The sequence below is a fragment of the Haliscomenobacter sp. genome, from assembly GCF_040403615.1.
Lineage (GTDB): Bacteria > Bacteroidota > Bacteroidia > Chitinophagales > Saprospiraceae > Haliscomenobacter.
The window spans coordinates 1-4665 of sequence record NZ_JBBAKG010000202.1 but is presented as its reverse complement, the minus strand read 5'-3'; the positions used below and the strand labels follow the sequence as shown (position 1 = coordinate 4665).

Annotated in this window: 7 protein-coding genes; 6 read left to right on the top strand and 1 reads right to left on the bottom strand. The window is 46.6% G+C overall.

The window, feature by feature from the left end; translation table 11 throughout:
- Positions 1-210: 210 nt before the first annotated feature.
- Together ABW391_RS28600 and ABW391_RS28595 are read left to right on the top strand one after the other, a co-directional pair.
- The gene (locus tag ABW391_RS28600; RefSeq protein ID WP_353485324.1) at positions 211-399 is read left to right on the top strand and encodes a hypothetical protein; all 189 of its coding nucleotides are present in this window, start codon (positions 211-213) and stop codon (positions 397-399) included.
- 124 nt (positions 400-523) lie between these two features.
- A complete protein-coding gene (locus ABW391_RS28595; protein WP_353485323.1) occupies positions 524-1216 on the top strand; it encodes a DUF5995 family protein in 693 nt (230 codons plus the stop codon).
- 400 nt (positions 1217-1616) lie between these two features.
- Here the strand turns inward: ABW391_RS28595 and ABW391_RS28590 are convergent, their stop codons facing one another.
- Entirely contained in the window at positions 1617-1976 is a 360-nt protein-coding gene (locus ABW391_RS28590; RefSeq protein WP_353485322.1) for a hypothetical protein, read from the bottom strand.
- A gap of 609 nt (positions 1977-2585) precedes the next feature.
- Between ABW391_RS28590 and ABW391_RS28585 the strand changes: the two genes are divergently transcribed.
- The 4 genes from ABW391_RS28585 to ABW391_RS28570 all read left to right on the top strand — a co-directional run.
- Entirely contained in the window at positions 2586-2855 is a 270-nt protein-coding gene (locus ABW391_RS28585) for an SUMF1/EgtB/PvdO family nonheme iron enzyme (RefSeq protein ID WP_353485325.1), read from the top strand.
- A gap of 43 nt (positions 2856-2898) precedes the next feature.
- Positions 2899-3360 carry an HRDC domain-containing protein gene (locus ABW391_RS28580; RefSeq protein ID WP_353485321.1) on the top strand — a complete coding sequence of 154 codons (462 nt, stop codon included), beginning with the start codon at positions 2899-2901 and terminating at the stop codon, positions 3358-3360.
- The gene (gene avd, locus ABW391_RS28575) at positions 3357-3695 is read left to right on the top strand and encodes a diversity-generating retroelement protein Avd (RefSeq protein ID WP_353485320.1); all 339 of its coding nucleotides are present in this window, start codon (positions 3357-3359) and stop codon (positions 3693-3695) included. The genes ABW391_RS28580 and avd overlap by 4 nt, the downstream gene beginning before the upstream one ends.
- Positions 3683-4665 (top strand): reverse transcriptase domain-containing protein (locus ABW391_RS28570; RefSeq protein ID WP_353485319.1); only part of this gene is annotated, 983 nt, incomplete at its 3' end. The genes avd and ABW391_RS28570, both read left to right, overlap by 13 nt.

Genomic DNA, 4665 nt, shown 5'->3' with positions numbered 1-4665 from the left:
GACTAATTTTGTTCTCAACTGGACATTTTTGAAAAATGCGAAGAAAAGCGTGAACCTTGAGTTTGCCAAGACTTAAAGAACCTATGCTTCCAATTATTTACCGAGATACTTTATATTGGATTAAGAATACGAAAAAGCAATTAACTACTGGCACTAAAATGGGCTAAGCGCAAGACCGTTAGCTATAATCCATCACCACCCAAAAAACCAATGAATCCACCCATCTCAATCGACAAAGCAATCGCAAAAGGGCATATCATGATAAACTACCCAGTTGTAATCATCATGTGGGGTACACTAGCGGGTTGTTTTTATTTAGAAAATCAAAAAATCGCGCCATTATGGATCATTCCAATCGGGTTTGTACTTGGTTTTGTACTTGCTTGGCATAGTAGCTGAAAATTTATTAAAAGAAGGGGTAAGTGTTACCCTTATCGTAAAAGCAACGGGATTAACAATTCTGTTGATTTATTTCTTCCCAGCACCAAATGGATTTCAGTTCAAAATTTCTTTTCTTTGAACCATGCAAACCATCGATCTAGTCCTGCACCGCATGATTCAATGCGCTGATGCCTGGGAAAAAACCGGCGATCAACGCTGTATTTTCTTGCGTTGTTACAGCATGATGAGTACCAATATGGCTACGGCCATCACCGAAGGGCATTTTCATGACCCAATATGGATCAGTAAGCTGATGCTGCGTTTTGCCGAGTATTACTTTGAAGCACTGGACAATTATGAGCGCCACTCCGCACAAACCTCTCCGCCGTGGCAACAGGCACACGATGCTACCCTACATTCCAGCTTACATGTATTGCAATGCCTTTTGCTTGGGGTAAATGCCCACATCAATTACGATTTACCGCTGTCGCTATACGATTGTTTGCGCGATGAGTGGCCTACCCTCCATCCAGATCAACAGCAACTTCGGCAGGAAGACCATGAAAAAGTCAACCAGGTCATTGCCAGTACCATTGATGCGGTACAGGATACCGTAATTGAGCCCCACGCTCCGGTCATGGCCATTGTAGATCGGGTGATGGGACGCATGGATGAATGGCTGCTATCTCAGCTGATCAGCAGTTGGAGAAACGAGGTTTGGAGCGTGGCCATCAGTTTACTGGATGCCACAGACCCCAGCGAGTGGGAAGGCATCCGCCAACAACAGGAGCAACGCGTCCTAGAACGCGGAGAAAGCCTGAAGGGAGCATTGTAGTTCAACAACATCCTCCCCGTTCTCCTGAAAGGCTACGATTAGGACACAGAATTTTTACGCTTGATATTGAACAGCTTACGTAGCTTCAGAACCCCCAGCCCCTGGAACTACTCTTTGCACACAACTATTTTTGCTAAACATTTACGAAAAATTCATCGTACGGTTTGGCGGTTTTTTTGGGCATAGTTGTTTTTTGTCCAAAGTCAATTATTTTTTTATTTTAACAATATTAAACAAAAAATGAAAAGAAATCGAACTGACAAAATTGTGTACAATCAGTGCCCTAAAGCGACAACAATGGGAACGCTGATGACGCGGATCTAGCGGATTTGCACGGATTTGATCTGAGACAATCCGCTAGATCCGTGTCAGGGGTATGATTATTCAATACATCCCATCTCTACACTTTATCCTCTTCATGTTCCGACTTTGCAATCAAAGTCTCGATGTATTCAACTTCAATACCAACCATGAGCGCAATCTCTGGTACTGGCATTTTGGCAATACGATGCAGGTTGAGGATCGTATTGTTTAATCGGATACGTTCTTCTTCGGCGCGTTGGTGGTGTTCCTCTTCGGCCCGTTGCCTTTCTTTTGCCAACAGTTCTTCAAAAACTTTCTGCGCTTTTGATTCCCCTTCTTTTACTATCATGTCGTAAGTACTCATCGTCGTTTGGTTTAAGACAGTTGGCAAAGTTTGAATAAAATCACGCACTTTATCCTTGGCAATTTCGGTGTTTTTTAAAAAATATGCAAGCATGAGACCTGAATCGGCGGGGACGCGATGCACCGCGTCTAAACAACCGTATTCCAGCTCCCTTCTAGAGGACAAAAATATGCATTGCTAACAAAATTGTGTCCAATCAGTACACCCAAAAGCGACACCAATGGGAACGCTGATGACGCGGATCTAGCGGATTTTCGCGGATCAAATCCGTGTAAATCCGCTAGATCCGCGTCATCAGTGTTCCCATTTTCTTTTTGCTTAATGAAAGGTAGAAAATTGACCTAAAGTAAGCTGTTCTCCCCTTCAAGGTAGGGTCGATTGGTTCTAAAATGAACGCAGTTTTCAACCCCGAAGGGGTGACAGGATTATAGAAAAAATGGAATGAGGATGTATTTGAACCCTGAAGGGGTGACATTATTTAACCGCCTCCTGACGTTTTTTTATCATGCCATCCCTTCGGGGTTTCTCTTAATGGAATAAACATGGTTATTCTGCTATAATCCTGTCACCCCTTCGGGGTTGTGTTAAGCAACAATCGAACCACTATCAACATGCTACATACGCGTATTCGTATGACATTTTCACCTTGCTCGTGCGTCAGCGTTAAGATCCCTCAAAAATCTGCCTAAAATTTTACATTAGATCAGGCAAGTTGCATCAGGCTCCAACCGGGTGTTACGGGGCGGGTCGTGGAACAACAACCCGCAGAACGTGCGTGCGGCGAATCGCAACAACAACACGCCCGACAACCGCAACAACAACATCGGTTGCCGGCTAGCCAATACAGGAAAGCAGGCTCGGATCTGGTTGCTCTACGGATCTGCCGGGAGTAGCTCTTTCTGTCCAGCAGCTTGTCTCGCATCACCACATCAGTGGGGTGATCGAATATTTATTCAAGGACTCGGTTGGTAGGCTTAGCAATAAGGCGAAGACCGGGTCTAAAATTTCACAAGCCATGCCGATCCGCATTTTCACCATCCCGTTTCAGGATGAAACCCAAACTTTTCACGACGATCTGGTGCAACAGTTTTGTCTGAACAAACGGGTGCACAAAATTGAAACCAAATTCTTCGTGCGCAACCATGAACCTTATTGGACGGTTGCCGTGCACTATGGCGTCATCCTTGAAGAGGAGCGCAAAAACGCCGAAACCAAGGTTAAAGACACCAATTTTGGTTTGGACGAACAACAAAAAGTGCTGTTCCTGCGCCTCAAGCAATGGCGCAGTGAAGAAGGCCAAAAACAGGGCTTGCCAGTATACATTCTGGCCACCAATGCCCACCTCGCCGAGATGATTCTCCAAAAATGCACAACGCTGGAAAGCCTCAAACTCGTCAAAGGGTTTGGAAAATCGCGCATCGAGAAATACGGCAAAGCCCTCATCGCCATGATTCAAACCTTTTACACTGCCTCATGAAAGCGGACTACCCACTCTACGACCACTGGTTCAAGGCCACAGACTGGATTTTGGACAAATGCGACCGCATGCCCAAGCATACCCGCTTTACCATTGCAGGGCGCATTGCCAACCATACCCTCGATACCCTTGAATTGCTTACCGATGCGGTGTACTCCAGCCAAAAAAAGGCTACGCTGACCCAGGTCAACCTGAAACTCGAAAAACTGCGCTTGCTTTTCAGGCTTTGCTTTGAGCGGCAATACATCAGCATGAACCAGTATGAATTTGTTCAACTCCAAATCAACACCGCTGGCCGCATGGTAGGCGGTTGGCTCAAATCATGCAAAGAATAAACAACCTTTATTCCGACTTGTGCAGCTTCCAAAACCTGCACCTGGCCTGGCGCAAAACCCGCCTTGGCAGCCGCAAAACCAACGAAAGTGCCACCTTTTCCTATCATTTGGAAAAGGAATTGTTGCTGATCCAGGAGGAATTGCAAAACGATACCTGGGCACCCGCACCCTTTCGTTACTTTGAAATCCACGACCCCAAGCAACGCAGTATCGCCATCGCCTCGTTTCGGGATCGGGTGATGCACCATGCCCTGGTCAATATCCTCGAGCCCATTTGGGAGCGGCGCTTTATTGGCGATTCTTACGCCACCCGCAAAGGAAAAGGCGTACATGCTGCCGCCCAGCGCGCCCAGCAATTCCTCCGCGCTCAGGAATGGTTTTTGAAAAGTGATGTTGAAAAATTTTTCGATTCGATCAACCACAACATTCTTTTGGAACTGCTGGCGCGTACCCTCAAAGACCAACGGGTGTTGAAACTGGCTGAAAAAATCATCCGCCACGGTGGCCACAATGGCGTTGGGTTGCCCATCGGCAATCGGACCAGCCAGTTTTTTGCCAATGTATACCTGCACCCACTGGATATGTGGCTCAAACAAGAAAAACGGCTCAAAGCCTACGTGCGCTACATGGATGATTTTGTGCTGTTTCACCCCGACAAGCAGGTGCTCAAAGACTTGCTGCGCGAAACCGAAGTTTTCCTACACGAACGGCTGCAACTCCGCCTCAAACCTTCGGCTACTTTTCTCAACAAACGTGAGAATGGCCTGAGCTTTCTGGGGCTGCGCATTTTTCCCAACCTGATCCGGTTGCGCAACGAAAACCTGCGCCGGATCACCCGGCGAATCGCCGTAAAAGAAAAATGGTACGCCGAAGGCAAAATCGATGAACCCACTTTTTTGCACAGCATGAACTCCTATTGGGCCATGCTCCAGTTTTATCCCCTGGAGGGACTGCGGCAATCCATTTTAGG

Excerpts from the sequence above, each read along its gene's own strand:
- ABW391_RS28595 (WP_353485323.1), top strand. The coding sequence starts at position 524 with ATGCAAACCATCGATCTAGTCCTGCACCGCATGATTCAATGCGCTGAT.
- ABW391_RS28580 (WP_353485321.1), top strand. The coding sequence starts at position 2,899 with ATGCCGATCCGCATTTTCACCATCCCGTTTCAGGATGAAACCCAAACT.
- avd (WP_353485320.1), top strand. The coding sequence starts at position 3,357 with ATGAAAGCGGACTACCCACTCTACGACCACTGGTTCAAGGCCACAGAC.
- ABW391_RS28590 (WP_353485322.1), bottom strand. The coding sequence starts at position 1,976 with ATGCTTGCATATTTTTTAAAAAACACCGAAATTGCCAAGGATAAAGTG.
- ABW391_RS28600 (WP_353485324.1), top strand. The coding sequence starts at position 211 with ATGAATCCACCCATCTCAATCGACAAAGCAATCGCAAAAGGGCATATC.